22 protein-coding genes and 2 tRNA genes are annotated in these 23,833 nt (G+C 68.6%); 4 read left to right on the top strand and 20 right to left on the bottom strand.

Features of this window, described 5'->3' with window-relative positions; all coding sequences use genetic code 11:
- Position 1: 1 nt before the first annotated feature.
- Positions 2 to 535, bottom strand: coding sequence for a hypothetical protein (locus tag J2W14_RS11275; protein WP_307462451.1), 534 nt, complete (start codon positions 533 to 535; stop codon positions 2 to 4).
- A 311-nt stretch (positions 536 to 846) separates the two neighbouring features.
- Here J2W14_RS11275 and J2W14_RS11270 point away from each other — a divergent pair, with 311 nt between their 5' ends.
- Positions 847 to 1,350: a DUF3515 family protein gene (locus J2W14_RS11270; protein ID WP_307462449.1), complete on the top strand. Its 504-nt coding sequence runs from the start codon at positions 847 to 849 to the stop codon at positions 1,348 to 1,350.
- A gap of 4 nt (positions 1,351 to 1,354) precedes the next feature.
- Here the strand turns inward: J2W14_RS11270 and J2W14_RS11265 are convergent, their stop codons facing one another.
- The 4 genes from J2W14_RS11265 to murA are packed head-to-tail and all read right to left on the bottom strand — an operon-like array spanning position 1,355 to position 5,682.
- Entirely contained in the window at positions 1,355 to 2,500 is a 1,146-nt protein-coding gene (locus J2W14_RS11265; protein ID WP_307462448.1) for a D-alanine--D-alanine ligase family protein, read from the bottom strand.
- A 2-nt stretch (positions 2,501 to 2,502) separates the two neighbouring features.
- Entirely contained in the window at positions 2,503 to 3,555 is a 1,053-nt protein-coding gene (locus tag J2W14_RS11260; RefSeq protein WP_307462446.1) for an NAD(P)H-dependent glycerol-3-phosphate dehydrogenase, read from the bottom strand.
- Complete coding sequence (locus J2W14_RS11255; protein ID WP_307462445.1) at positions 3,552 to 4,346, bottom strand: lysophospholipid acyltransferase family protein; 795 nt, start codon at positions 4,344 to 4,346, stop codon at positions 3,552 to 3,554. Before J2W14_RS11255 ends, J2W14_RS11260 begins: the two co-directional genes overlap by 4 nt.
- 10 nt (positions 4,347 to 4,356) lie before the next feature.
- Positions 4,357 to 5,682: a UDP-N-acetylglucosamine 1-carboxyvinyltransferase gene (gene murA / locus J2W14_RS11250; RefSeq protein ID WP_307462443.1), complete on the bottom strand. Its 1,326-nt coding sequence runs from the start codon at positions 5,680 to 5,682 to the stop codon at positions 4,357 to 4,359.
- A 489-nt stretch (positions 5,683 to 6,171) separates the two neighbouring features.
- On the opposite strand from murA, the gene J2W14_RS11245 reads away from it, so the two are divergent.
- Positions 6,172 to 8,286: a PIG-L family deacetylase gene (locus tag J2W14_RS11245; protein ID WP_307462441.1), complete on the top strand. Its 2,115-nt coding sequence runs from the start codon at positions 6,172 to 6,174 to the stop codon at positions 8,284 to 8,286.
- 100 nt (positions 8,287 to 8,386) lie between these two features.
- Here J2W14_RS11245 and leuD read toward each other — a convergent pair whose 3' ends face one another.
- Together leuD and leuC are read right to left on the bottom strand one after the other, a co-directional pair.
- The gene (gene leuD / locus J2W14_RS11240; protein WP_307462439.1) at positions 8,387 to 8,989 is read right to left on the bottom strand and encodes a 3-isopropylmalate dehydratase small subunit; all 603 of its coding nucleotides are present in this window, start codon (positions 8,987 to 8,989) and stop codon (positions 8,387 to 8,389) included.
- Positions 8,990 to 8,998: 9 nt separating this feature from the next.
- Positions 8,999 to 10,453, bottom strand: a complete 1,455-nt coding sequence (gene leuC, locus J2W14_RS11235) for a 3-isopropylmalate dehydratase large subunit (RefSeq protein WP_307462438.1) — start codon at positions 10,451 to 10,453, stop codon at positions 8,999 to 9,001.
- 124 nt (positions 10,454 to 10,577) lie between these two features.
- Between leuC and J2W14_RS11230 the strand changes: the two genes are divergently transcribed.
- The gene (locus J2W14_RS11230; protein ID WP_124092291.1) at positions 10,578 to 11,297 is read left to right on the top strand and encodes an IclR family transcriptional regulator; all 720 of its coding nucleotides are present in this window, start codon (positions 10,578 to 10,580) and stop codon (positions 11,295 to 11,297) included.
- A gap of 17 nt (positions 11,298 to 11,314) precedes the next feature.
- On the top strand, positions 11,315 to 11,851 hold the full coding sequence (locus J2W14_RS11225; protein WP_307462437.1) for a DUF1697 domain-containing protein: 537 nt from the start codon (positions 11,315 to 11,317) through the stop codon (positions 11,849 to 11,851).
- A gap of 111 nt (positions 11,852 to 11,962) precedes the next feature.
- Here the strand turns inward: J2W14_RS11225 and J2W14_RS11220 are convergent, their stop codons facing one another.
- The 13 genes from J2W14_RS11220 to J2W14_RS11160 all read right to left on the bottom strand — a co-directional run bounded on the left by J2W14_RS11220 (position 11,963) and on the right by J2W14_RS11160 (position 23,748).
- Positions 11,963 to 13,579 (bottom strand): GTPase, encoded by a 1,617-nt coding sequence (locus J2W14_RS11220; RefSeq protein WP_307462436.1) that lies wholly within the window; start codon positions 13,577 to 13,579, stop codon positions 11,963 to 11,965.
- Complete coding sequence (locus J2W14_RS11215; RefSeq protein ID WP_307462435.1) at positions 13,576 to 15,321, bottom strand: dynamin family protein; 1,746 nt, start codon at positions 15,319 to 15,321, stop codon at positions 13,576 to 13,578. Before J2W14_RS11215 ends, J2W14_RS11220 begins: the two co-directional genes overlap by 4 nt.
- Positions 15,322 to 15,417: 96 nt before the next feature.
- Positions 15,418 to 15,490 (bottom strand) — tRNA-Glu (locus J2W14_RS11210).
- Positions 15,491 to 15,620: 130 nt separating this feature from the next.
- A tRNA-Gln gene (locus J2W14_RS11205) sits at positions 15,621 to 15,692 on the bottom strand.
- Positions 15,693 to 15,850: 158 nt separating this feature from the next.
- The gene (locus J2W14_RS11200) at positions 15,851 to 16,597 is read right to left on the bottom strand and encodes an HAD family hydrolase (protein ID WP_307462434.1); all 747 of its coding nucleotides are present in this window, start codon (positions 16,595 to 16,597) and stop codon (positions 15,851 to 15,853) included.
- Between the two features lie 2 nt (positions 16,598 to 16,599).
- On the bottom strand, positions 16,600 to 18,132 hold the full coding sequence (gene gltX / locus J2W14_RS11195) for a glutamate--tRNA ligase (RefSeq protein WP_307462433.1): 1,533 nt from the start codon (positions 18,130 to 18,132) through the stop codon (positions 16,600 to 16,602).
- 35 nt (positions 18,133 to 18,167) lie between these two features.
- On the bottom strand, positions 18,168 to 18,407 hold the full coding sequence (locus J2W14_RS11190; RefSeq protein WP_307462431.1) for a hypothetical protein: 240 nt from the start codon (positions 18,405 to 18,407) through the stop codon (positions 18,168 to 18,170).
- Between the two features lie 12 nt (positions 18,408 to 18,419).
- A complete protein-coding gene (locus J2W14_RS11185; RefSeq protein WP_307462429.1) occupies positions 18,420 to 19,196 on the bottom strand; it encodes a fumarylacetoacetate hydrolase family protein in 777 nt (258 codons plus the stop codon).
- A 27-nt stretch (positions 19,197 to 19,223) separates the two neighbouring features.
- Positions 19,224 to 19,997 (bottom strand): MBL fold metallo-hydrolase, encoded by a 774-nt coding sequence (locus J2W14_RS11180; protein WP_307462827.1) that lies wholly within the window; start codon positions 19,995 to 19,997, stop codon positions 19,224 to 19,226.
- 66 nt (positions 19,998 to 20,063) lie between these two features.
- Entirely contained in the window at positions 20,064 to 20,438 is a 375-nt protein-coding gene (locus tag J2W14_RS11175; protein WP_307462428.1) for a DUF1304 family protein, read from the bottom strand.
- A gap of 173 nt (positions 20,439 to 20,611) precedes the next feature.
- A complete protein-coding gene (locus J2W14_RS11170) occupies positions 20,612 to 21,724 on the bottom strand; it encodes a branched-chain amino acid aminotransferase (protein ID WP_307462426.1) in 1,113 nt (370 codons plus the stop codon).
- Positions 21,725 to 21,848: 124 nt separating this feature from the next.
- A complete protein-coding gene (locus J2W14_RS11165; RefSeq protein ID WP_307462425.1) occupies positions 21,849 to 22,901 on the bottom strand; it encodes a 3-isopropylmalate dehydrogenase in 1,053 nt (350 codons plus the stop codon).
- An 85-nt stretch (positions 22,902 to 22,986) separates the two neighbouring features.
- The gene (locus tag J2W14_RS11160; protein WP_307462424.1) at positions 22,987 to 23,748 is read right to left on the bottom strand and encodes a class F sortase; all 762 of its coding nucleotides are present in this window, start codon (positions 23,746 to 23,748) and stop codon (positions 22,987 to 22,989) included.
- Between the last annotated feature and the right edge of the window lie 85 nt (positions 23,749 to 23,833).

Raw genomic sequence — 23,833 nt, 5'->3', positions numbered from 1 at the left:
ATTACTCCCCGGCCTTGGGCGCGAAGCTGGCGCTCTTCCCGCCGAGGAACCTGAAGTACGCGAACCCGGCGGCGAGCAGGATCAGCACCGTGATCAGCTGGACCGCCAGCGGGCTGCCGGTGGCGACGGCCACCGCGGCCTGGATCTGAGCCTGCATGACTGCCGGCGGCTCGGCCGGCGGGGCAGCGGCGGCGGGTGCCGTCGACTGCAGGGGTTCGGGAGCGGGCGACGGCGTCTCCGTCGCCTCGGCCGGGACTGCCTCGGCTGCTGCGGTCCCGGTCGCGCGGGCCGGGGCTGGGGCTGGTCGGGGCGCGTCCGGCGGAGTGACCGCGCCGGGGGCGGCCGGAGCCGGAGCGACCGTTTCTGCGGCCGGCGATTCGGGGACGGCTGGCGGCTGCTCAACCACGGGGTCGGAGGGCGGCGCCACGGGAGGGGCCGTCTCGGAGGGAGCCGGCGAAGGCTCCGGCTCCGCCGTCGGCACCGGAAGCGCCGGCGTGGGCAACACAATTTCCGGCACCGGACCGGGTGAAGGCACATCCTCAGCCTGCGCGGCGGGGACCGCCGCCGACAGGGCGAGGGCCACCAGCAGTGCTGTCAGACCGGGGCGTGCAATTTTAAGTTTCAGGCTGCGCGACGTGATGGCCGTCCCTCCCCCAGTTACATGAGCTAAACGAGTGTGCGTGGTTCTGGCCAGAAAGGACGTCATTGCCGGCAGCGCCCCAGAGTTGCACGATTTCCCCAGTCTACTCGACTGCCGACTCGGGCCGTTCACCCAAGGTTCATCCGGCGTGCTGGCGAGCGCCCCACCGTGCTGCAGCGCGCGGCGGGCCGGGATAGGCTTAATCAATGCATCAGCTCCGATTCCCGGCTTCCGCACGTCCGCTCCGCCTTCTGGCCGTGGCGGCGTCCGCAGGGATTCTACTGAGCGCCTGCGCTCCGGTTGTCGACGTCGCGCCCGCCAAGGACGCGGCGAACGCCGCGTGTGCCCCCATGATGGTGGCGCTGCCGGACGCGATCGGCGAGGCAAAACTGCGGAAGACCAACAGCCAGGCCACCGCGGCGTGGGGCGACCCGTCCCTCGTCATCCTGCGCTGCGGGGTGAATGTTCCGGGGCCGACGACGGACCGCTGCGTCAGCGTGAACGGCGTTGACTGGGTCATCAAGGAGGGCGACCCGGTGTGGACCCTGACCACGTTCGGGCGCGAACCCGCCACGGAAATCCTGATGGACCCGGACAAGATCAGTTCCGCCACCGTGCTTGCGGACCTCGCCGCCGCCGCCGCGAAGGTGCCCGCGGGGCGGAACTGCGTGGGTCAGGCGGACCTGCAGAACCTGCCGCCGAGCCAGTAGGGCGCTAGCGCAGGCCGGTCTTGCGGTGCAGCGCCAGGTAGATCAGTTCATCGATCAGCGCCGCGTAGCCCAGGCCGGATGCCTTCCACATCTGCGGGTACATGCTCTTGGGCGTGAACCCGGGCATGGTGTTGATCTCGTTGATGATGAGTTCACCCTCGGGGGTGTAGAAGAAATCGACCCGGCTCAGGCCCTCGGCTCCGACGGCGTCGAAGGCGACGGCGGCCAGCTCGCGGACCCGGGCGGTGGCTTCGTCCGGGAGGTCGGCGGGGCAGCTGAGTGCTGCGGCGTCGTCCACGTACTTGGCGTTGAAGTCGTAGAACTCGTGCCCGCCGCCTGCCACGGAAATCTCTCCGGGCATGGACGTTCGGGGCGCGTCGGTCCCCCGTCCTTCCAGGACGGCGCATTCGATCTCGCGGCCGACGATGCCCGCCTCGATCACAAGTTTCGGATCATGTTCGCGGGCGGCCTCAATCGCGGCGTCCAGGCCTTCAAGCGAGTCCACCTTGGAAATGCCCATGGACGAACCCGCCCGCGCGGGCTTGACGAAGACCGGATAGCCGAGCTGGTCCACGCGCTTGCGGACGGTCTCGGGGTCGTTGCGCCACTGCCGGTCCGTCACGGCGATGTAGGGGCCCACGCGGAGCCCGGCGGATTCGAACACCACCTTCATGAAGTGCTTGTCCATGCCCACGGCTGACGCCAGCACGCCGGCGCCCACGTAACGGGTGTCGGAAAGTTCCAGGAAGCCCTGGACAGTGCCGTCCTCGCCAAACGGACCGTGCAGCAGCGGGAACACGACGTCCACGGCGCCGAGTTCCTGGGGAATCTCGTTCGGGGAGGCCACGATCAGCTGGTGTTCGCCGCCGATTTCGGTCAGCGCTACGGTCCGGGCCGAGGAGGCGACCTCGGGCAGGGAGGAGGCCGAGAGAGACCAGTCATGGGTGTCCCCGGAGGCCAGCACCCACTGGCCGGTTTTGGCGATCCCGATCGGGATCACCTCGTACTTCGTCTGGTCGATGGCGCCGAGGACCCCGGCGGCCGTCACGCAGCTCACCGCGTGTTCGCTGGAGCGGCCGCCGAACAGCACTGCCACCCGGGGCCGCGTCTGGGCGGATCGTCCCGTTGTGCTCACGTTTTCTTCAGTCACGCTCAGTAATCGCCTTCAGGTTTCAGGTCCCGGGACAGCAGGAGCGGCCCCAGTTGGTCGACGGACAGTTTTCCTGCCAGCACGGCTACGACCGCCGCGGTGATGGGCATCTCGACGCCGAGCTTGCCGGCCAGCTCCTGAACGGCCTGGGCGGATTTGATCCCTTCGGCCGTCTGCGTCATTTCGGCCGCGACCTCGTCCAGCGTCAGCCCTTTGCCCAGCAGCCGTCCGGCCGTGTGGTTCCGGGACAGCGGCGAGGAACAGGTGGCCACGAGGTCGCCGAGGCCGGCGAGGCCGGCCATCGTCTGCGCCTCGCCGCCCAGGGCCAGCGACAACCGGGAAGTCTCCGCGAGGCCGCGGGTGATGACCGATGCCTTGGTGTTGTCACCCATCTGCTTGCCTTCGCAAATGCCGACGGCCAGGGCAATGATGTTCTTGACGATGCCGCCGATTTCGACGCCGACAACATCGCCTGTGGTGTACGGGCGGAAGTACGGGGCGGTGCAGCTGCGGGCGATCCAGCCGGCCGCGATCGGGTCGGAGCAGGCCACAACCGAGGCGGTGGGTTCCTCCCGGGCGATCTCCATGGCCAGGTTGGGCCCGGACACCACAGCGATCCGGTTGACCGGAATGCCGAGCTCCTCGGAGATCACTTCGCTCATCCGGGCATCGGTGTGCAGCTCGAGTCCCTTCATCAGGGAAACCACCAGGGCGCCGGGCGCCAGCAGGTTCTTCCACTCGCGCAGTTGCGGCCGCAGGGTCTGGGCCGGAACGGCCAGGACCACGAGCTCAGCGCCGTCAAGGACCTCGGCGACATCGGTTGAAGCGGTGATACTGGGCGGAAGGGCAATCTCTTTGAGGTATTGCTCGTTCCGGTGCTTCAGGTTGATCTGGTCGACTACTTCACCGCGACGGCCCCAGAGCCGGATGTCGCGTTCGACCCCGGAGGCGGTGGCCGCGTCAGCGAGCACCTTCGCAAAAGTGGTCCCCCAGGATCCGGCGCCGAGTACAGCAACCCTCGTGGCCGACAGCCCCCGCGTTTGATCGAATGTCATTCGTCGCTATCCCCAAGTTTCTCTTCTGGTTTTGCTGAACCGCCTGTTTTTCCGCCTTGCTCAATGAAGCGGCCGTGGGTCGACTGGTTATGGGCCGCAGGGTCCCAGCGGACCAGCGGAGGCTGTCCCCCGCGGAGCGTGGCCAGGAGTTCCGTAATGGCCGCCATGATCACGTTGGTCGCCTCGGCGAGGGTGGCCTTGTCCAGTGGACGCCCGGCGAAGGCGCTCAGGTCCACCGGATCGCCCACCATCAGGCGCGATGTCTTCCGCGGAAAGAGGTGGAGCCGTTTGGCATAGCGCGGCAGGACCTCGTGCGCACCCCAGTGAGCGATCGGCACGACGGGGATTCCGCTTTGCAGCGCCATCCGCGCGGCACCGGTGTGGCCCTTCATCGGCCACAGCTCGGGGTCCCTGGTGAGCGTGCCCTCAGGGTAGATGATGATGGCTCCGCCCTCGTCCACCACTTCCTTGGCGATCTGCAGCGAGCGGTTGGCGCCTGCCGTCGAGCGTTCCACCGGGATCTGTTTGGTGGCGCGCAGCACGAATCCCAGCACGGGCACCTTGAAGAGTCCGGCCTTGGCCAGGAAGCGCGGCATCCGCTGCTGGTTGTAGAGCATGTGCGCCACCACCAGGGGATCAATTTCGGTGCAGTGATTGGGTGCGGCGATGAAGCCGCCGGCAGGCAGCTTCTCCAGGCCGATCCATTCCTTCCGCATCAGAAGGTTCATGACCGGACGGACAATCGCGGCCACAACAACAAATGTGATGTGGCTCTTGGCCGATTCCTTCACGTGGTACCCGCTACTCGGACGAAGTGATGTCGAAATCGGCGCCAAGGCCCGCGAGCTTCTCCGTGAAGCGCTCGTAGCCGCGGTTGATGATGTCGATGCCGGTGACCCGGGAGGTGCCGTTGGCAGCCAGCGCTGCGATCAGGTGGCTGAACCCGCCTCGCAGATCGGGTACGTCGATGTCGGTGCCGGTCAACTGGGAGGGCCCGGAAATCACGGCGGAATGCAGGAAGTTGCGCTGGCCGAACCGGCACGGCACACTGCCGAGGCATTCGCGGTGGACCTGGATGTTGGCGCCCATCCGGATCAGCGCCTCGGTGAAGCCGAAGCGGTTCTCGTACACGGTTTCGTGGACGATCGACACGCCTTCGGCCTGCGTCAGGGCAACGATGAGCGGCTGCTGCCAGTCCGTCATGAAGCCGGGGTGCACGTCCGTTTCCAGGACCAGCGGGTTGAGCTTGCCGCCCTTGTGATAGAAGCGGATGCCGTCGTCGCCGATGTCCATCCCGCCGCCGACCTTGCGGTAGGTGTTGAGGAAGGTCATCATGTCGCGCTGCGTGGCGCCCTCGACGAAGATGTCGCCGCGCGTCACCAGCGCCGCGGACGCCCACGACGCCGACTCGTTGCGGTCCGAGAGGGCGCGGTGGTTGTAGCCGCCGAGGTCCGGGACACCCTCGATCCGGATGGTGCGGTCGGTCTGGACGCTGATGATCGCGCCCATCTTCTGCAGCACAGCGATGAGGTCGACGATCTCCGGCTCCGTGGCCGCGCCGGAGAGCTCGGTAATGCCTTCGGCCCTCGTGGCGCTCAGCAGCACCTGCTCGGTGGCGCCGACGGAGGGGTACGGCAACGAGATTTTGGCGCCCTTGAGGCCGCCGGGCGCGGAGATGTGGATGCCGCCGGGACGCTTCTCCACGACGGCACCGAACTGCCGCAGCACGTTCAGGTGGTAGTCGATCGGGCGGTCACCGATCTTGCAGCCTCCCAGGTCGGGGATAAATGCCTCGCCGATCGCGTGGATCAAGGGACCGCACAGCAGGATCGGGATCCGGGAATCACCGGCGTGCGCATCGATCGCCGTATGGGACGCCGTTTTCGCGTTGGTCGGGTCGAGCGTCAGATCCCCGGTGACGGGGTCCTTCTCGACCGTGACGCCGTGAAGCTGAAGCAGGCTGGTGACAACCTCGACGTCCTTGATTTCAGGGACGTTGCGCAGCACGGATGGCTCGTTGCCCAGCAGGGCGGCCACCATGGCCTTCGGGACCAGGTTTTTGGCCCCCCGCACGGTGACGCGGCCAGTCAGCGGGACGCCTCCGCGGATTGTCAGAACACTACTCATATACCGGTTTCCTCACGACTACTCGCCCCCAAATCCTTAGAAAGGCTCCAGCTAAGCATAGGAGCTTGCGTTACCGATCTGAAATACAGGGCGCGCCGGGTCGTCGTCGCCGCCGCCGCGGCCGCCGTCGAAATCAAAGCGTCTGCTGTTCCGCGCTACCTGCTTCCCCCTGTCCCGGGGCCGAGTAGCCGGCGGCAAAAGACGGGTGCTGCCGCGGACTAATCGAGTAGCCGCCCTCGTGGTGTGAGGTGCCACACGGCCACCATCCTCGACAGTAAGGGCTCGTGTGGGAGCTGGCGGCAACGGGCAGCTCGGTTGTCACCAGGAGCAATTGCTTGATGACCAGTGAGGGTGAGTCAAATGCCGTTTTCCCGGCTTCGTCAATGGTCCCTAGTCCTGCTTGCGTCAGCGCTGGTCGCCGCGCTCACCGGGACAGTGGCGACCGCACCCAATGCTGCTGCTGCTCCCGGCTGCCCTGCGGGAACTGCGATGAACATCGTCGCCCATCAGGATGATGACCTGATATTTCAGAGCCCCTGGCTCCTCTCGGCCATCCGCGACGGGTTGTGCGTGCGCACTGTTTATCTCACGGCCGGTGACGCCAATGACGACGCGGACTACTGGAGCGCGCGCGAGGACGGGGTGAAGGCCGCCTACGCCCATCTGGCGGGGACCGGCGACTCCTGGACGACTGCGGATGCCGGGATCGCCGGGCACCCGATCCCGGTGGCAACCCTGGACGGGGCGTCGCGGCTCTCGCTGGCCTTCATGCGGCTGCCGGACGGTTACCGCGACGGAAGAGGCGGGTCCAACTACGGTTACCAGAGTCTGCAGAAGCTCTACAGCGGCGCGATCAGCACGATCACTGCCGTCAACGGCTCCTCCTCGTACACGCTCCCGGCGCTTCAGGACACCCTGCTCGCGTTGATGAACAGCTACCAGCCGGACCGGATTTCCACGCTGGACTTCGCCGGCAGCTTCGGCGACGGAGACCACAGCGACCACCACGCCGTCGCCTACCTCGTGCTCGGCGCGCACCAGAAGTACACCACACCCCACTCGATTACCGGTTACCAGGGCTACGGCACCTCCCAGCGCCCGTCCAATGTGGCCGATCCCGATCTGACGGCCAAGACCGATGCCTTCCTGGTCTACGCCCAGCATGACTCCAAGACCTGCACCACGGTCGATGAATGCGCCGACAATTCGATCGGCAAATGGCTGTCCCGGTCCTACACCGTCGCTCCGACTGCAGCGGCGCCGGCTGCCGGCCCGGACCCCGCCAACGTTGCGGCCTCGGCGTCGGTCACCGCCAGCTCCCAGAACACGACGTCGGGCCAGACTGCGGTGAAGGCCGTGGACGGCGTCATCGCCGGCCACCCCATCGACGCCACCAGGGAATGGGCCACCGTCGGCGGCAAAGCCGGAAGCTATCTCAACCTCGCCTTCCCGTCCGCCGTCACCCTCAACCGGGTCGTGCTCTTCGACCGGCCCAACGCCAGCGACCAGATCACCGGCGGCACCCTGACCTTCTCCGACGGAACCACCGTCCCGGTACCGGCACTGGACAACGCCGGCCAGGCGACCAGCATCAGCTTCCCCGACCGCGCCACCACGAGCCTGCGGCTGACCGTCACGACCGTCAGCGGCACCACCAAGAACGTCGGACTCGCCGAACTGCAGGCCTTCCCCGGCACCGCGGCCCCCGCTCCCACCGCCAGCAACGTTGCGGCCTTGGCATCGGTCACGGCCAGTTCCCAGAACACGGCCTCGGGCCAGACCGCAGTGAAGGCGGTCGACGGAGTCATCGCAGGTCACCCGGTCGACGCCACCCGGGAATGGGCCACCGTCGGCGGCAAAGCCGGCAGCTACCTCAACCTCGCCTTCCCGTCCGCCGTCACCCTCAACCGGGTCGTGCTCTATGACCGGCCCAACGCCAGCGACCAAATCACCGGCGGCACCCTGACCTTCTCCGACGGAACCACCGTCCCGGTGCCGGCCCTGGACAACGCCGGACAGGCGACCGGCATCAGCTTCCCCGACACCGCCACGACAAGCCTGCGGCTGACCGTCACGACCGTCAGCAGCACCACCAAGAACGTCGGACTCGCCGAACTCCAGGCCTACCCAGGCACAGCGGCGCCCGCGCCGGCCCCGGCTCCCGCACCCGCCCCCGCTCCCACCGCCAGCAACGTCGCGGCCTCGGCATCGGTCACGGCCAGTTCCCAGAACACGACCTCGGGCCAGACCGCCGTGAAGGCGGTCGACGGCGTCATCGCCGGCTACCCGGTCGACGCCACCCGGGAATGGGCGACCGTCGGCGGCAAAGCCGGCAGCTACCTCGACCTCGCCTTCCCCGCCGCCGTCACCCTGAACCGGGTCGTGCTCTACGACCGGCCCAACAGCAACGACCAGGTCACCGGCGGCACCCTGACCTTCTCCGACGGAAGCACCGTCGCGGTCCCCGCTCTGGACAATGCAGGGCAGGCAACCACCATCAGCTTCACCGGCCGCGCCACCACCAGCGTGCGGCTGACCGTCACCACCGTCAGCGGCACCACCAGAAACGTCGGGCTCGCCGAATTCCAGGCCTACGCGAATTGACGCCGACCGCCGTCGAAAACAAAGCAACGCGGGGATCCTTCCATGGTGTGTGACAACCATGGAAGGATCCCCGCGCTGCAGTGAAGGTGGGGCGGGCCGGTCAGGACAGTCTGGCCGGCAGGGTCTTGGGCATGAACGCCGGCCGGGTGGCCTCGAACGCGGTGATGTCTTCCTCGTGCTTGAGGGTCAGGCCAATGTCGTCCAGGCCCTCGAGCAGGCGCCAGCGGGTGTAGTCGTCAATCTCAAACGGTGCCACGATGTTGCCGCACTGGACCGTCTTGGAGAGGAGGTCCACGGTGACCGCCGTGCCCGGGGCGTTCTCCAGTTCCTTCCAGATGAGCTCGATGTCATCCTGGGCCAGTTCCGCGGCGAGCAGGCCCTGCTTGCCGGAGTTTCCCCGGAAGATGTCGGCGAAGCGTGAGGACAGCACGGTCTTGAATCCGTAGTCCTTGAGCGCCCAGACGGCGTGCTCGCGGGACGATCCGGTGCCGAAGTCGGGTCCGGCCACCAGGACGGAGCCCGCGTTGAACGGCTCCTGGTTCAGGATGAACGCCGGGTCCTTGCGCCAGGCCGCAAAGAGCGCGTCCTCGAAACCGGTGCGCGTGATGCGCTTGAGGTACACGGCCGGGATGATCTGGTCCGTGTCGACATTGCTTTGGCGCAGCGGGACGCCGATGCCGGTGTGGGTGGTGAACTTTTCCATGGCGATCTCCTAGGCGGCGTCGGTGCGGATGGCGGCGGACTCGGGCGCGGGGTCCAGGTCCGACGGCGAGCTCAGCGTGCCGCGCACCGCCGTCGCCGCTGCCACCACCGGGGAGACCAAGTGGGTGCGCCCGCCTTTGCCCTGGCGGCCCTCAAAGTTGCGGTTGGAGGTGGACGCGCAGCGCTCCCCCGGTTCCAGCTGGTCCGGGTTCATGCCCAGGCACATGGAGCAGCCGGCGAAGCGCCATTCGGCGCCGAAGTCCTTGAAGACCTTGTCCAGGCCCTCGGCCTCGGCCTCGAGGCGGACGCGGGCGGAGCCGGGAACCACCAGCATCCGGATGTTGGGGTCCTTGGTGCGGCCGCGGATGATGTCCGCGGCGGCACGGAGGTCCTCCATCCGGGAGTTGGTGCAGGAGCCCAGGAAGACCGTGTCCACCCGGATGTCCTTCATCGGGGTGCCGGCTTCGAGGCCCATGTACTGCAGCGCGCGTTCCGCCGCGGCCTTGGCGTTCTCGTCGCCGAAGTCCTCGGGCGAGGGCACCCTGGCGGACAGGGACACGCCCTGGCCGGGGTTGGTTCCCCAGGTCACGAAGGGTTCCAGCATGTCGGCGTCGAGGTCCACCTGGACATCGAACGTCGCGTCGTCCTCGGAGCGCAGGGTGTTCCAGTACTCGACGGCGGCATCCCACTCGGCGCCCTGTGGCGCATGCGGGCGGCCGAACATGTAGTCGTAGGTGGTCTGGTCCGGGGCGACGAGTCCGGCGCGGGCGCCGGCTTCGATGGACATGTTGCAGATGGTCATCCGGGCTTCCATGGACAGCGCCCGGATCGCGGAGCCGCGGTACTCCAGCACGTAGCCCTGGCCTCCGCCGGTGCCGATCTTGGCGATCACGGCCAAGATGATGTCCTTGGCGGAAACACCGGGACGCAGGGTGCCCTCGACGTTGATGGCCATGGTTTTGAAAGGCTTCAGCGACAGCGTCTGGGTGGCCATGACGTGCTCCACCTCGGAGGTGCCGATGCCCATCGCCAGGGCGCCGAACGCGCCGTGGGTGGAGGTGTGCGAGTCGCCGCAGACCACGGTCATGCCGGGCTGGGTGAGGCCCAGCTGCGGGCCCACGACGTGGACGATCCCCTGTTCGGCGTCGCCGAGCGAATGGAGGCGGACACCGAATTCCTGGCAGTTGTTGCGCAGCGTCTGGATCTGCGTGCGGCTGGTGAGGTCGGCAATGGGCTTGTCGATGTCCAGCGTCGGAGTGTTGTGGTCCTCGGTGGCAATGGTGAGGTCCGGCCGGCGCAGCGGGCGCCCGGCCAGCCGCAGTCCCTCAAAGGCCTGCGGCGAGGTCACCTCGTGCACCAGGTGGAGGTCGATGAAAAGAAGGTCGGGCTGGGCATTGGCTCCTTCGCCGTCGCCTTTGCGCACCACGTGCGCGTCCCAGACTTTCTCGGCCAGTGTCTTTGCCACGGCCTGCTCCCTTCACTGCGGTGTCCGTACTTGCCGGCTTGTTCTCTCCACTGAATCAGCACTCCCGCGTAATGCGCCAGCGAGTTGACTTGCATCTCAGATAATGAGACGGCAATATCATTACATGGACAATTCTAGTGGAGTCGGTGTCATCGATAAAGCGGCCCATGTGCTTGACGCACTTGAGGCTGGCCCTACCACCCTGGCGCAGCTTGTTGCGGCCACGGGATTGGCGAGGCCGACCGTGCACCGGCTGGCGCTGGCGCTGGTCCACCACCGGCTGGTCAGCCGCGACATCCAGGGCCGATTTGTCCTGGGCAGCCGCCTCGTGGAGCTCGCCTCCGCGGCCGGCGAGGACCGCCTGATCGCCTCCGCCGGACCGGTCCTGATGCAGTTGCGCGATGCCACCGGCGAAAGCGCCCAGATCTTCCGCCGGCAGGGTGACTGGCGGGTCTGTGTGGCGTCCGCCGAGCGGCCCATCGGCCTGCGCGACACCATTCCGGTCGGCACCCAGTTGTCCATGAAGGCCGGCTCCGCCGCCCAGGTGCTGCTGGCCTGGGAGGACCACGACCGGCTCCTGGAAGGCCTCCAGTCCGCCCGCTTCACGCCCACCGTCCTCGCCGGAGTAAGACGGCGGGGCTGGGGCCAGAGCCTCGGCGAACGCGAGCCGGGGGTCGCCTCCGTGTCGGCCCCCGTGCGCGGTCCCTCCGGCCGGGTCATCGCCGCGGTGTCGATCTCCGGTCCGATCGAGCGCCTGACCCGCCAGCCCGGCCGGCTGCACGCCGAAGTGGTCTGCAACGCGGCCCGCGTGCTGACCGAGGCGCTGCGCAAAACCAACGATTAGCGGCATAGGCTGTCCGCATGAGCAGTTATGCGGTGTTCCTGCGCGGGGTCAACGTTGCCGGCATCACCATCAGAATGGCCGATCTGAAGGCAGCCCTGACGTCCCGTCCGTTTTCGGACGTGAAGACGCTGCTCGCCAGTGGAAATGTTGTGCTGACCAGCGAGCTGTCCCCCGCCGGCGTGAAGAAGGAATTCGAAGCCTGTCTCCGGGAGTCCTTCGGCTATGACGCGTGGGTGGTGGTCCTGGCCGCGGACCGGGTGGGCGAACTGGTGGCGGCGTGCCCCTACCCCGCGGACGACGCGTCCACCCACACCTACCTCACGCTCGGCTCGGACGCCGACGTGCTGGCCGGGCTGTATGACGCCGGCAGCGCCCTGGACGGCGCGCAGGTGACCATGCTGGGTCCGGAGGCCCTGGCCTGGCTGGCGCCCGCCGGCGGCACGCTGGACAGTCCGTTCAGCAAGCTGTCCTCGAAGCCGAAGTACAAGGCGTCCACCACCACCCGCAACCTGCGCACCATGATCAAGGTCCGTGACGCCGCGGCGCAACTGTAAGCGCCCCCCACGGCAGCCGAAGCGCTGCTGTTGGCGCAGCACCACGGCAGACCGGCGCGGGCGTAGGCGCACGGTGGCCTGGCCTGGCTGCGCGGCACGGGCGGGGAACGGTCAGCGCGCCGCCGCCTGCAGGGCCCTGTGGAAGGATGCCAGCCGGCTGACCTCAAGCTCCACCGGCTCTACCACATAATCCTCCGCCACGGCCGCGACGGACGCCTTGAGCCGCTTCCGCGCCGCCGCGCCCCGGGCGCGGGCAGCGGCTCCTGCGATGACCTTCGCGAGGATGGCCAGGACGATCCCGAACAGTGCGCCGCCGGCGATCATCACGGTCGGCACAGGCCAGCCCTGGACCAGCGGGACCTCCGGGACGGGGAGCTGGAAATAGCCCAGCGCGGCGAGCACGCCGAGCCAGGCGAAACCGCCCAGGGCCGTCAGCAGCGCCAGCCACTGCACGGTGTTGAACGGCGTCCACCACCAGGCCTTGCCCGCGGCCTTCAGATCCGTGGCCGCGATGGCCTGGTCCAGCGCATCGGGCAGCTGCTCGCGGCCCTCCCGGGCGGCGCCGCGGATGACGGCCCGCCAGGGGCCGGGGGCGCCGTCGGAAGCGGCATCGGCAAATTCCCGGACGGCGGCATCCGTGCGGGCCCGCTCCGGGGCGCCTGCGGGGGGCAGCGAGGTGCGGTTCAGGTCGGGCCGGGATCCCTCCCGGCGCAGATTGAGCCGGCGCAGCGGGTCGGGCCGGAAGCGGACCAGCCAGCGGGTCACGGGCCAGCCGGTGCGGCGGGTCGACTCCAGCTGGTACGACCGGACGACGGCTTCCGCGACGAGCGGGACGTTGGCCGCGACCGCCAGTTCTTCGGCCAGCCGGGTCTTTGACCCCGCTTTGACCCCGGCCGGCTCCCCCGCTCCGGATGCCTCGGCGAGCCGGGCGCAGGCCCGCGTGACATCGGCGCCGAGGCGCTGGGACTGGGCCTGCCGCTGCGTTGCCACCTGCCGGATGGCGTCCCGGACCTTGTCCACGCCGGTTCCCACCACGGCGGAGGCGCCAATGACCTGCACTTTGCCCAGCCCGTCCCGCGCCAGGATGGCTTTCAGGGACTCCAGCACCGGGGGAATATCCCGGTCCGGAAGCCGGTCTATCTGGTTCAGCACCACCAGGGTTACGGCGCCGTGGGAGGCCAGCGGAGCGAGGAAATCGTTGTGCACCGCGGCGTCGGCGTACTTTTGCGGATCGAGCACCCAGACCAGGACGTCGACGAGTCCCACCATCCGCTCCACGATCTCGCGGTTGGCCGCCCGGGTGGAGTCGAAGTCGGGGAGATCCAGGAGGATCAGGCCCGTGCCGTCGTCGGCGAAACCGGGTACCGGGCTGGCGTGGTGCCGGTTGCGCACTTCCAGCCAGTCCAGCAGCTCGTCGCTGCCCTCGGCGCCCCAGATGCCGGCGAGCGGCTCGGAGGTCGTTGGCCGCCGGGCGGCCGCCGTCGCGATGTCCTCGCCGCTGACGGCGTTGAACAGGGACGACTTGCCGCTGCCGGTGGCCCCGAAGAATCCGACGACGGTGTGGTCCGCGGACAGGGAGCGCCGCGAACTGGCCCGGTCCAGCACCTGGAGCACACCGTCCAGGACGTCGTCCGGGAGCGCCCCGCCGGCCAGTTCGCGGGCCTCGTTCAGGGCCTCAAGCCGGCGGTCCAGACGGGAGGCCTCGGCGGCGGCGCCATGGCGGCTCACGCGGAGGCCGCCAGACGGCGCAGCGCCGCGGCATGGGCGGCGAGCACCGCCGGCGCGACCCCGCCGGAGACCTCGAGCCGGGCCAGGAAGCGCTGTTGTTCGTCCCGGAGCAGGCTCTGGCAGCGGGTGTGGAGATCCTCGCGGGCCGTCCTGGCCAGCCGGCGCACGGCGTCCTCACCGAACACCGCTTCCAGCAGCCGCTGCCCGGCGACAGCGGTTCCACCGGCGACGCCGACCTCCAGCCCGGTGAGTCCGGCGGTCATGGAGAAGACCACGATCATCAGGGCCGCACCGAGGCCGTTGATGCCAAAGGACAACCAGCGTGCCTGGGTCCGCTTTCCCTGGCCCTCGGTCCGGATCAGCTCCATGAGGCTCCCCTGCCAGGCCCGGATCTCGGCGGCAGCCTTCTCGGCGAAACCGTCGGAGGTTCCGGAGAGGTCGTCGCTGCCCAGCAGTTGGCGGCCGGCCGGATCGGAGCGCCAGCGGCCGTCCGTATCCTCGGCGGCGTTGGCGGCCTCATCGATAATGACGGCCTGCAGGCCGGTTTCGATCGCCGTCTCCACCCGTACCGCCGGTGCCGGTTCGCCCCGGAAGAAGGCGCCGACCCGGTCGCGGAAGCGGCCAACGTTCTGCTCCAAGGCCCGGAAGAACTCGCCGGTGCCCACAAAATCCTGCCATCGGGCCAGGACCTCGCCCCGCAGCAGGGCGCCGTCACGGGTGGCCTCCAGGATTCTGGCCACGGCGTCCCGGTAGGCGTCCCGGGCGTCCCCGGCGAGGACGTCGGCGGCGTGTTCCTGGTCTTCGGCGGCCTGCGCCACCGCCTCGACACGGCTCCCCAGGGCCTTGACGGTCCCGTTCAGCGTCCGGCGGGCGATGTCGGCGCGTCCGGCGGCGTCCGCGGCGAGTTCCTGCAGCCAGAGCCGCAGCGGATCCACGGCGGCGGGCGGGAGCATCCCCAGGTGGTCCAGGGCCGCCTCGGGGACGACGAACAGGCGGGCCCCGCCCAGGCCCTCCCTGCTGAGCATCGACCGGAGGTCGGCGCTGACCTCGGCTTCGGCGGCCGCCGGCACGCGGTCCAGGACCACGGCGACCGTGATGTCCCGGGAAGCCGCATCCAGCAGCAGGCGCCACGGAACGGCGTCGGCGTAGCGGTTGGCGGTGGTGACGAACACCCACAGGTCGGCGGCAGCCAGCAACTGGCCGGCCAGCTTGCGGTTGTCGGCGGAAACCGAGTCGACGTCGGGAGCGTCCAGCAGCGCGATTCCCTGCGGCACCGCTGCATCGGCGACCAGCACCAGGGAGGTGATGGCGGCAGGGTCAGGAGTGGGACCGGCCTGGCTGGCGGGCAGCGCCTCGCGGTTCACCGTGCCGCGGATCCGGCTCAGGCTCGGCAGGACCCGCTGGTCCTCGAACCAGCGTCCGTCGGCGGGGTGGTGCAGCAGGATGGGCTGGCGCGTGGTGGGCCGGATGGCACCGGCGCGGGTGACGGCGTGCCCGACGAGCCCGTTGACGAGGGTCGACTTTCCGGCGCCGGTGGAACCGCCCACGACGGCCAGCAGGGGTGCGTCCAGGCTCCGGTAGCGCGGCAGGATGTAGTCCTCGAGCTGGGCAAGGGCGTTGCGGATGTCCCGCCGGGCCTCGGCCGAGCCGGGCAGGGCCAGGGGCAGGGCGGCGGCAGCCAGGTCGCGGTGGACGGCTTCCAGCAGTTCAACGGCCTGGCCGGTAATTTCATCGGGGCTCACCGCAACATCATGCCAGTTCCGGGTCCTGCCGGTTGGGCGCCGCGGTGCGGACAACGAAAAACGGCCCCGGGCTGGTGCCCGGGACCGTCTTATTTGTGACCCCAGCGGGATTCGAACCCGCGTTACCGCCGTGAGAGGGCAGCGTACTAGGCCGCTATACGATGGGGCCGCGTACTCTCCAGAACGGCATTCCTGCCATTCGCGCTAAGCGATTATTTCATACACTCAGCAAGTGTTTCAAATCGGCAAACCGATCTAAAACCCCTGATCAGCCGCGGAAATCCGCGGATTATTCAGAGCTGGGATACCAGGACTCGAACCTAGAATGACGGTACCAGAAACCGTAGTGTTGCCAATTACACCATATCCCAATGGAACTTTCGGGCCGGATCCGTGGGTCTAAACCCGCGCTCCCGGCGCCTCAGCACGAGTAATTACTTTACCCGAGAGTTTTCGTCTGCACAAATCGGGCCGTCCTGCCCCCGCGGATGAGTGTCCTGCATCACAGCCGCGGGGGTCCGTTCCGCCGTTACGCCAGCAGCTCCAGCAGGGAACCGATCTCGCGGCCGGCAAACCCCGGGGCCGGTTCCCCGCCGCGGTTCAGCCAGACGCCCAGGAGGCCTGCCGCCGTCGAGCCGTCAGCATCGAGGAGGCGGTTGTCCCCCACGTAGAGCGTTTCGCCGGCGCCGGTGCCGAGCCGGCGGACGCCCTCCAGGTAGATGGCCGGATCCGGCTTCGCCGCACCGACGGTGTCCGTGCCGACCAGCACACTGATGCGCGCCAGCCCGGCGGCGTCCAGCTTGACTCGCTGGTAGTCGTGGACATTGTTGCTCACGGCGCCGTAGGGGATGCCGGCGGTATCCAGCGCGTCCAGCATCGGGGTGACGTCGTCGAAGGCGCGGATGTAGCCGTGCTGCCGGCTGGCGTAGGAACTGACCCAGTGGTGGGCCTGCTCGCCCTCCGCCAGCTCCACGCCGAAGTGCCCCAGGGCGGCCCGGCCGCGGAGCAGGCGCTGTTCGTTGAAGCTCAGTTCACCGGCCAGGTACCGGTCGTAGAAATGGGTGGTCTCGCGCGTGAAAATCCGCCCGAACTTCTCCCACCCGGCCTGGTCAAGGCCGGGCAGGAGATGTTCGCTGACGTCGCGGAGCGCCGCCGTCATGGCGAACTCAAGGTCCACGAGCGTGTCATCGATGTCGAACAGCACGCCGCGGATGCCGTCCAGTCCGGCGGCCAGAACACTGGTCCTGACGTTGTTCTGCGCTGAGGGCGAGCTCATCATCAGCCGCGGAAGGCGCGCAGCCGCGCCAGGGACGAGTCCTTGCCCAGAATCACCATGGATTCGAACAGCGGCGGCGAGATCCGGCGGCCGGAGATGGCCGTGCGGACCGGGCCGAAGGCCAGCCGCGGCTTGACGCCGAGGCCCTCCACCAGAGCCTCCTTGAGCGCGGCCTGGATGCTCTCGGCATTCCAGTCGGCCAGCGGCTCCAGGGCCGCCAGGGCGGCGTCGAGCACCTCCGTGAGGTTCTCCGGAAGCCCCTTGCGGGCGTCGTCGGCGACGTCGATCGCGTCGTCGGCCTTGAACAGGAAGGCGAGCAGCTCGGGGGCCTCGCCCAGCAGCGAGATGCGTTCCTGGATCAGCGGGGCCGCCTCGGTGAGGATCTCCTCCTGGCGCGCGGTCAGGGTGTCGCCGACAAACCCGGCGGTGCGCAGGTACGGGACCAGACGGCCGCGGAAGTCCTCGGCGCCGAGCATCCGGATGTGCGTGCCGTTGATGGCCTCGGCCTTCTTGATGTCGAAGCGGGCCGGGTTGGCGAGCACGTCATTGACGTCGAAGTGCTCGATCAGCTGGTCCACCGTGAAGATGTCCTCATCGGCGGAGAGGCTCCAGCCGAGCAGCGAGAGGTAGTTGAGCAGGCCCTCCGGGATGAAGCCGCGGTCCCGGAGCAGGAACAGGTTGGACTGCGGGTCGCGCTTGGAGAGCTTCTTGTTGCCCTCGCCCATGACGTACGGCAGGTGGCCGAAGACCGGCAGGTAGCTGGCGACGCCGATGTCCATCAGCGCGCGGATCAGCACCACCTGGCGGGGCGTGGACGAGAGCAGGTCCTCGCCGCGGAGCACGTGGGTGATGCCCATCAGCGCGTCGTCGACGGGGTTGACCAGGGTGTACAGCGGGGATCCGTCGGCGCGGACGATGACGTAGTCCGGGATGCTGCCGGCCTTGAAGGTGATGTCGCCGCGGACCATGTCGGTGAAGGTGACGTCCTCATCCGGCATCCGCACCCGGAGCACCGGCTGGCGGCCCTCGGCCTTGAACGCGGCCAGCTGCTCCGCGGAAAGCTCGCGGTCGAAGTTGTCATAGCCGAGCTTGGGGTCGCGGCCGGCGGCGCGGTGCCGCGCCTCGACTTCGTCCGGGGAGGAGTAGCACTCGTAGGCGTAGCCGGCCTCGATCAGCTTGGCGACGACGTCCTTGTACAGGTCCAGGCGCTGTGACTGGCGGTACGGCTCGTGCGGTCCGCCGACCTCCACACCTTCCTCCCAGGTGATGCCGAGCCACTTGAGGGCCTCGAGCAGCTGCTGGTAGCTCTCCTCCGAGTCCCGCGCCGCGTCCGTGTCCTCGATGCGGAACACGAAGGTGCCCTTCGTGTGGCGGGCGTGGGCCCAGTTGAACAGGGCGGTGCGGATCAGGCCGACGTGCGGGGTGCCGGTGGGCGACGGGCAGAACCGGACACGGACCGGGGTGTCGGCGGTGACTTCGCTGGTCACACTGGGGGCGGAGCTGGAGACGGCGTCGGGCGCAGAGGGAGTAGTCATAGTGACTCCAACTTTACCGCCTGCCGCCAGACGCTCTACCGCCTGCGGCCGCGCGCCGGTTGCGGGCGGGACAGCGCCTTCACCAGGTAATACCCGGCCAGCACCAGGCCTGCCGCGAGGAAGGCCAGCGCCAGCCAGAGCGGCCCGTCCAGCCAGTTGACGGCGCGTGCCGCCATCGAGAACGTGCCGATCGAGCCCAGGGCGAAGAGCACGAAAGAACGGCGGCTCCGGGGACGCTGCAGGGCACGAATCAACCCGCGAATCAACATCTGCATTTTTCGCTCCGCCTAGCGGCGGACGACCGGGTTGGAGAGCCGGCCGATGCCCTCGATCTCGACCTCGAAGCGGTCACCGGCCTGGACCAGTCCGACGCCGGCCGGGGTGCCGGTCATGATGACGTCGCCCGGCAGCAGGGTGAAGGCCTGCGAGACGATGGAGACGAGCTCACGGACGCCCCGGATCATCTGGCTGGTGCTTCCGTCCTGGCGCAGCTCGCCGTTGAGGCGGCCCTGGATCTGCAGGTCCTCGGTGTTCAGCTCGGTCTCGATCCACGGCCCCAGCGGTGCGGAGGTGTCGAAGCCCTTGGCCCGGGCCCACTGCAGGTCCGTCTTCTGGACGTCGCGGGCGGTGAGGTCGTTGCCGCAGGTGTAGCCGAAGATGACGTCGTCGACGCGCTCCTCGGGGACGTCCTTGCAGATCCGGCCGATCACGACGCACAGCTCGGCTTCAAAGGACACCTCCTCGGAGAACTCCGGCAGGACGATCGGATCGTTGGGCCCGATCACGGAGGTGTTGGGCTTGAGGAAGAGCAGCGGCTGCTTGGGCACGTCGTTGCCGAGTTCCCGGGCGTGTTCCACGAAGTTGCGGCCGACGCCGATGACCTTGCTGCGCGGGATGATCGGGGCGAGCAGCCGCACATCCTCCAGCTTGTGCCGCGCGGCGGTGCGTTCCACGCCGTGGAAGAAGGGGTCGCCGTTGATGACAGTGACTTCCTCACTGCCTGGCTCACCTTCAACAATGCCGTAGAGGGGATCAGAATCGACTACAAACCGGGCGATACGCATGGCTCCTAGCGTACCGTCTCCGGCGGGCTAGGACGTGCTGCTGTCCAGGCGCAGGTAGTGCAGCTGGGCGGCCACGGAGAGTTCCGCCGCGGGCCGCACGGCGGGATCGACGGCGGCATACACGGCGTCGGCCACGTCGGCCACCTCGGCGCCGGACCCCAGGTTCTCGAGGGCGGAGCGGATTTGCCCGAGGCGGTCCTGGCGGTGGTCCCGGTAGGCCCGGACGATCGTGTCCAGGGCGGGCAGCATCGGTCCGTGGGCCGGGAGGACCGTTGCGGGGCCCAGGGATTCCAGCCGGTCCAGCGAGGCCAGGTAGTCGCCCAGGGTGCCGTCGGGATAGTCCAGGACCGTGGTTCCCAGGCCCAGGATCGTGTCGCCGGTGAGGACGGAGCCCCGGGCGCCGTCCTGCGGCAGGTGGAAGCAGACCGAGTCGGAGGTGTGGCCCGGTGTCGCCAGGACGCGGATCTCGGCTCCGGCGGCGTGGATGACCTCGCCGTCCACCAGGGGGCTGCCCCCGTGGCAGTGCGCGGGATCCTTGGCGCGCACGGGCGCTCCGGTCAGTTCGGCGAACCTGGCGGCTGCGGCGGTGTGGTCCGCGTGCCGGTGCGTGATCAGGATGAGCTCGACAGCGCCGGCCTGGGCCAGTTCGCGCAGGTGCGGCTCATCCAGCGGGCCGGGATCCACGACGACGGTGCCGGCCGCCCCGGGGGCCGCAATCACATAGGAATTGGTCCCGTGCAGGCTCATCGGCCCCGGGTTGGGGGCCAGCCTGAAGCGGGTCAGCTCTGTGCTGCGCACCATGGCGCGGGGGTCGTCAGGGATCACAGTTCCATCTTCCCACCGAACCGTCACCGGCACGAGCGGCCGTCACAGGATCAGCAGCGCGGCGATGACCGCCGGCAGGAGGGCCTCGGCGATGGCGCTGGCCCACAGCCGCCGCTCCGAAAGCACCAGGATGATGCCCAGCAGCACGTGGCCCAGGCTCGTGAAGAGCAGCAGGACCCGCCCGGCGGCCGGCTCCGCCCCCGTCAGCATGAGGGCGCCGATGATCGCGCCCACTCCCCAGATCATGTTGTAGAACCCCAGGTTGAACGTCCACATCCGGACCGCGTCCGTGTCCTCGGGTTTGATCAGGAACAGCCTGTGGAGGCGCTGGTCCCGGAAGAAAAAGGACTCGAGGATTCCCACGAGGATCAGCACGACCCCGAAAATGACACCCAGAACCTGAATAAGTCCAGTCATGCGCCGTATTGTGCCCCTGCGTCCGGGGCGGGGCTAGGGGCTTGCGGCCGGTCCCACCGGGTCTCCTCCCGGGCTTTTGCCCGGCCGTTTGTTCGGCCGTAACGACGACGGCGGCCCCGCACCGGAAGGTGGGAGCCGCCGTCGGACGCCGCCGCTGACGGAGGCGCTGCCTCTTAGGCGAGGCGGGTCAGCCAGCCGTGGGTGTCCTCGATGGTTCCGGTCTGGATGCCCAGCAGCTGCTCGCGGATGGCCATGGTGGTCTCCCCCGCCTTCGCGTCCTCGGAGCCGATGAACTCGGTGTCGTCCTTGAGCACGCCGATCGGGGTGATCACGGCGGCGGTGCCGCAGGCGAAGACCTCGGCGATCTCGCCGGAGGCCACGCCGTCGCGCCATTCAGCCAGGGTGATCTTGCGTTCGGTGACCTCGCGGCCCATGTCCTTGGCAACCTGGATGACGGACATCCTGGTGATGCCCTCCAGGATGGTTCCGCTCAGTGCGGGGGTCACGAGCGAGCCGTCCTTCATCACGAAGAAGACGTTCATGCCGCCGAGCTCTTCCACGGCGTTGTCGTTGAACTGGTCGAGGAAGAGCACCTGCTTGCAGCCGTGGGCCTCGGCTTCCTGCTGCGCGATCAGGGAGGCGGCGTAGTTACCGCCGCACTTCGCCGCGCCGGTGCCGCCGCGGCCGGCGCGGGCGTACTCGCGCGAGATCCAGATGGAGACCGGCTTGAGCTCGCCGCCGAAGTAGTTCCCGGCCGGGGACGCGATGACGCGGAAGGACACTTCGCGGGCGGCGCGGACACCGAGGAAGGCTTCGGTGGCGATCATGAACGGCCGCAGGTACAGGGCTTCGCCGTCGCCGGAGGGGACCCAGTCCTTGTCCGCCGAGACGAGTTCGCGGATGGCGCCGAGGAAATACTCCTCCGGGAGCTCGGGGAGGGCCAGACGGCGGGCCGACTTGTTCAGGCGGGCGGCGTTGGCCTCGGGGCGGAACGTCCAGATCGAGCCGTCGGCGTGGCGGTAGGCCTTGAGTCCTTCGAAGATTTCCTGGCCGTAGTGGAGCACCGCGGCCGAGGGGTCCAGGGAGATGGGGCCGTAGGCCTCCACCCGGGCATCGCGCCAGCCGCCCTTGCCCTCGGCGTCGACGCTGTAGTCGACGATGGCCGTGTGGTCGGTGAAGTAGTTGCCGAAACCCGGGTTCGCCAGGATGGCAGCACGTTCTTCAGCGGATTTCGGGGTGGCCGAAAGATGCTGGGTGAATTCGACGCCATGGGCAGTCTGAGTCATGGTTCCTCCACGGTCGGCTGCCTGGCGAATGACGTGGTTCAGCGTCGGACCACGGCAGCATGTTGGTGATTCGAAACAAGCTTACGCCCGTTGGCGGGGCCGGCTGCCCGCCCCGCTGACGGGCTTAGAGGGCGGCGGCGATGGCGTCGCCGATTGCACTGGTGCTGCGGGCCGCGGTGCCTCGGCCCGCGACGTCGGCGATTACGGCCGCTTCGATCTTGCGGGCGGCGGCGCCGTAGCCGAGGTGGTCCAGGAGGAGCGCGGCGGAGAGGATGGCCGCCGTCGGATCCGCCTTCTGCTGGCCGGCGATGTCCGGTGCCGAGCCGTGGACCGGTTCGAACATGGACGGCGCGGTGCGTTCCATGTTGATGTTTCCGGACGCGGCGAGGCCGATGCCTCCGGTGACCGCTGCGGCGAGGTCGGTGATGATGTCGCCGAAGAGGTTGTCCGTGACGATCACGTCGAACCGCGCAGGGTCGGTGACCATAAAGATCGTGGCGGCATCGATGTGCAGGTAGTCGTGGGTGACCTCGGGGAACTCCTGGGCCACAGCCTCCACGGTGCGCTTCCAGAGGTGGCCGGCGAAGACCAGGACGTTGTGCTTGTGCACCAGGGTGAGCTTCTTGCGCGGGCGGTCGTTGGCGCGGCGGAAGGCATCCCGGACCACGCGTTCGACGCCGTGGGCCGTGTTGAGCGAGACCTCGGTGGCCACCTCGTGCGGGGTACCGGCGCGCAGCGTGCCGCCGTTGCCGACGTAGGGGCCCTCGGTGCCTTCGCGGACCACGATGAAGTCAATGTCGCCGGGGTTCGCGAGCGGGCTGGCGACGCCCGGGTAGAGGCGGGATGGGCGCAGGTTGACGAAGTGGTCCAGGCTGAAGCGCAGCTTGAGCAGCAGCTCACGCTCGATGATGCCGGAGGGGATCCGGGTGTCGCCCGGGGCTGCCCCGACCGCACCGAAGAGAATGGCGTCGCGGGTGCGGAGATCGGCGAGGGTCTCCTCCGGCAGGGTCTCCCCTGTCTCGAGCCAGTGCTGCGCGCCGAGCCTGTAGTGGGTCTGGCGCAGGACAATGCCCTCGGCGGCGGCGGCCTTCTCAAGGACCTTCACGGCCTCGGCGGTGACCTCGGGGCCGATGCCGTCGCCGGGAATAACGGCCAGATCAATCGTGGATGCACTCATGTTTTCAGCGTAGCCAAGAGATCCACATGCTGGTCAAGTTGTCTCATTATTCGAACAGCAAAGTCTCCCGGTTACGGCACCATGGTCACGGGCCCCGGGCCGGCGTGGCGACCACCACGACGTTCTTTCCCCACGGGTCCTCCGTGTAGCAGCTGATCAGGACCAGACGGTTGGGGACGGCATCCCAGACGGGGCTGTCCTTCAGGGTGGACTTTGAGTAGGTCGTGACCGAGTCCACGGCGTAGCGGAGGACGCCCGTTTCCGTGGCCACGGTGAATTCCTGTCCCGGCGCGGCGGCCGAGCTCAAGTGGTTGAACGGTGCGTCCAGGCCTTCCCAGCTGTGGCCGATGACGTAGGTGGTGTTCTCGGAACCCACGCCCGGGGCGCCAAAGGGTGTGAGCCAGTAACCGTCCATCGTCTCCGGCGGCACAATGCTCCGGCTTTCAGTGGCGGAGTTCTCCGGTTCCAGGGGGTGAACGACGACATCCATGCCGGCTGCCGGGTAAATGATGCGTTGCGGGCTGGACGCCGCGGACTCCTGCGCCGCGGGCTCCGGAACCGCGGTCGGGGCGGGCTCCCCGGCCGGAACCAGCCCGGCGCTGCTGCCGCTCGTGCCGGTGGTGCCGGATGACGTCGGGCGTGTGTCCGGCGCAACCACGGACCCGGTTGCCGCCGGCTCCAGGCCGTAGGCCGGGACCGTGTTCCCCGGCCCGGATGCTGCGTAGATGAGCCAGGCGGTGATGATTCCCAGCACGCAGCCGGCCAGGATAAGCATGTCCCTCGCGCTGAGCACCAGCCCGCGGATACCGGGCACCCGGCCCCGGCGGATCTGACGGTGACTGCCCATGAGTGCTCCTGTTGACGTGCCCGCGCTGTGAAGACTGAAATTGCAGGACGGGTGCTGCTCCGCAGCACCCGTCCTCGTTACTGCT

The organism is Pseudarthrobacter oxydans (genome assembly GCF_030812335.1).
GTDB lineage: Bacteria > Actinomycetota > Actinomycetes > Actinomycetales > Micrococcaceae > Arthrobacter > Arthrobacter oxydans_B.
Note: the sequence above shows the minus strand (reverse complement) of the source record. Positions and strands in the feature narration are given on the sequence as shown.